This is a genomic window from Flavobacterium sp. (assembly GCF_039916025.1).
Lineage (GTDB): Bacteria > Bacteroidota > Bacteroidia > Flavobacteriales > Flavobacteriaceae > Flavobacterium.
The window spans coordinates 1-3106 of record NZ_JBDSMB010000168.1 but is presented as its reverse complement, the minus strand read 5'-3'; the positions used below and the strand labels follow the sequence as shown (position 1 = coordinate 3106).

2 protein-coding genes and 1 pseudogene are annotated in these 3106 nt (G+C 35.1%); all 3 read right to left on the bottom strand.

Going from position 1 to position 3106, the window contains the following annotated elements; translation table 11 throughout:
* Positions 1-1004 (bottom strand): WD40 repeat domain-containing protein (locus ABIQ27_RS12850; RefSeq protein ID WP_348034314.1); only part of this gene is annotated, 1004 nt, incomplete at its 3' end.
* Positions 1005-1027: 23 nt separating this feature from the next.
* Positions 1028-2554 carry a leucine-rich repeat domain-containing protein gene (locus tag ABIQ27_RS12845; protein WP_348034313.1) on the bottom strand — a complete coding sequence of 509 codons (1527 nt, stop codon included), beginning with the start codon at positions 2552-2554 and terminating at the stop codon, positions 1028-1030.
* Between the two features lie 103 nt (positions 2555-2657).
* Positions 2658-3106, bottom strand: a pseudogene (locus ABIQ27_RS12840) (hypothetical protein); the annotation flags it as partial.

The window sequence follows — 3106 nt, the reverse complement described above, 5'->3', positions numbered from 1 at the left end:
CTGGACCCCGTAAGTATTGCTTTTCCATCGGGTGAAAAGGCGACTGAAGTTATGGGCGCAGATTGCCACTCCTTTATCAAAATTCCATCCAGATCCCATAACCGGATAGCTCCATTTGTAGAGCCGGTAAGTATTGTTTTTCCATCCGGTGAAAAGGCGACTGAAGATATAGGAGATAAGTAGATTATCACAGGCACACTAAACTTCTTTATCAGATTTCCATCAAGCCCCCACAATCTTGTAGTTTGATCTTTCGAGCCGGTAAGTATTGTTTTTCCATCCGGTGAAAAGGCGACTGAAGTTACATCATCACCATGCCCTTCAAATACCTTTAGCATAATTCCATCCAGCCCCCATAAACGGGCAGTGCGATCCCAGGAGCCGGTAAGTATTGTTTTACCATCGGGTGAAAAAGCAACTGAAGTTATAAAATTATAATTCGCCTTAAATTCCTTGATCATATTTCCGCCAAGGCTCCACAAACGGGCAGTTTGATCTTCAGAACCTGTAAGGATCATGTTTCCATCGGGCGAAAAGGCAATTGATGTTATCGGAGATTTATGGCTTCCCGCGATTTTATAAAAAAAATTTTCGTAGAAAATATTATTCGCTTCTCTTTCAATTTCCTGCTTACTATCATTTAGCATAGCCTGTTCAGCCAATCTTAAGGCTAACGTGGGGTTATATTCCACTATTCTTTTTGCTTCAGAAATAAGATAATTGGCTTGCACAATTTTGGTTAGTTTTTGTGCTTCTTCTAAAGCATCTTCTGCTTTTTTTCGCAAAGCGTCAATTTCATCAAATACTATATTCACTTTTGCTTTTACTTTGTCTTTTTTGGTGGGATCAAATGCTTCTGCAGCAAAATATAAATTCATAGCTTTTTTGTATTCTCTTTTGTTAAACTCACTATTTCCCATTTCCATGGCTTCGGCATAGCTGCGCTGTCCTATTGCAGCAGCAAAGAAGATCATAAAAAAAAAGAAAAATAAAAAGTGGCGCATGAATAAAACGTCGGTTTATATTTTTAATCAGTTATTATTTCACAATTAGGTAAAAGCCTTTTGATTTTTTCAATTTCAGCCTGGGAAATATTATTTCCATTTAATGAAAGGGTTTTCAGTTTTTTCAACTTATCGATTTCGGGAGGTAGTTTCCTCAACTGATTACCTTCTACGTACAGGTTGGTCAAATTATTTAATTCTCCGATTTGTACGATTAAATTGGTCAGTTTGTTATGCGACAAATCGAGGGTTCTTAAATTTTTCAATTCTTTGATTCGTGTAGGCAAATTTGTCAATTCATTTTCTGATAAATTCAGAGTTATCAATTTTTTCAGATCGCCGATGTCATCTGGTAAGATTTTTAAACCAATATCAAATAATGACAGTTCTGTTAGGTTTTTCATTTTTTCAACAGGAGAAGGCCAACTATTAAACTCGATTTGACTCAAACTTAATGTAGTCAGATTTTTATTCGACTCAGCGAATTGAGCAGGTAACTTGTCAAGATTGTTTTCGTTCAGATAGAGTTTTTTTAGGTTTCTCAAATTCGTAATAATGTCCGGAAATCTGTCGAATTCGTTACTATTTAAATACAATTCCTTTAAATTGGTTAACCTGCTTATTTCAGATGGTAAATCACTCAACTGGTTAAGACCCAAAATCAGGGTTCGTAATTTTTTCAATTCACCGATTTGTTTGGGCAAGCTTTTCAATTTATTACCTAGTAAATCCAGGGTTACCAAATTTTTCAGATCTTCTATTTGCTCCGGCAAACTTGTAATTTGAAAATTTGCCAAATGCAAGTATTTCAGATTACTTAATCCAGTTATTTTTAGAGGAAAACTATTAGTATCATTTCGGTTCTCCAAAAACTCCAATATTCTATTAGAATTTGGGTTATTATAAAAGCTTTTGAAAATTAATATCTCCAGCTGTGGATAATTCAAAACTTTGGCGGGAAATGTATCCAATTGCTTATCAGAAAGGTCAATTGCCCTGATGCTAGTGTCAATAGCTTTGATATCATAAGCAACTTTGTATTTAATGCCTGAAGTGTCAAGCAAGTAATCTACGCCCTCGCTTTTCACTTTTGCCAATCCAAAAAGTTCAAACTGATCAAACTGCTCTGCCTTATCCCATTTGCCAAATTTTGTTATCTCATCTCCACTCGTGTCAATAAAGTAGAATTTATCATCATTAAAAGCAAGGGCAAATCTTCCTGCATAAAAATAAAATGCATCAATAAGTTTTTGAGCTTTGTTTAAAGATGTAAGGGCTTTTTCATTAGCAATTTTGGTTTGTTTTTCTGCATCCTCTGCTTTTTTACGCAACGCATCAATTCTATAAAATGCCTTATTCACTTTTTCTTTTACTTCACCTTTATTTTCAGGTTGAAATGCCGCTGCCGCAAAGTAATAATTGATTGCTTTTTTGTATTGTTGCTTTTTAAATGCATCATCTCCCTGTTGCATGGCTTCGATAAAGTTGCTTTGTGCCTTTGCGGTAATAAAGGTGATTATACAAAGAAAGAAAAATAAAAGGCGGTTCATGTATTACTAAATTTATTTAAAAAAGCTCGTTTCAAATTGTTTTTAGATGATTGCTAACAACTGGAATATTAATTACAAAAAGCAATTTTAGTTTTAAATTCTTTTATTTTATACCATATAATTGTCTTTGCTCAGCAGATAATGATTGAAGCTTATCACTTTTTAGAAAATCTTCTAACGGTAAAGGTATCTCCCACAAACGGACGATACTATTTGAAGAGCCGATAAGGATTGTTTTGCCGTCTGGAGAAAACGAAACGGAATTAATTTCAAAGGCGTTAACTTTAATTTCCTCAACCAGATTACCTGCTAAGTCCCACAAACGGGCAGTTTTATCCCGGGAGCAGGTAAGGATCATTTTGCCATTAGGCGAAAAGGCTACCGAGGTAATAATATTACGATGACCTATAAATTGCTGAATGGTTTTTCCGTTTAAGTTCCACAAACGGGCAGTTTTATCTGAAGATCCGGTCAAAATTGTTTTTCCATCCGGTGAAAAAGCTACGCAAAAAATATATCCCGAATGACCTCTAAATTCATGCAGCGTTTCTC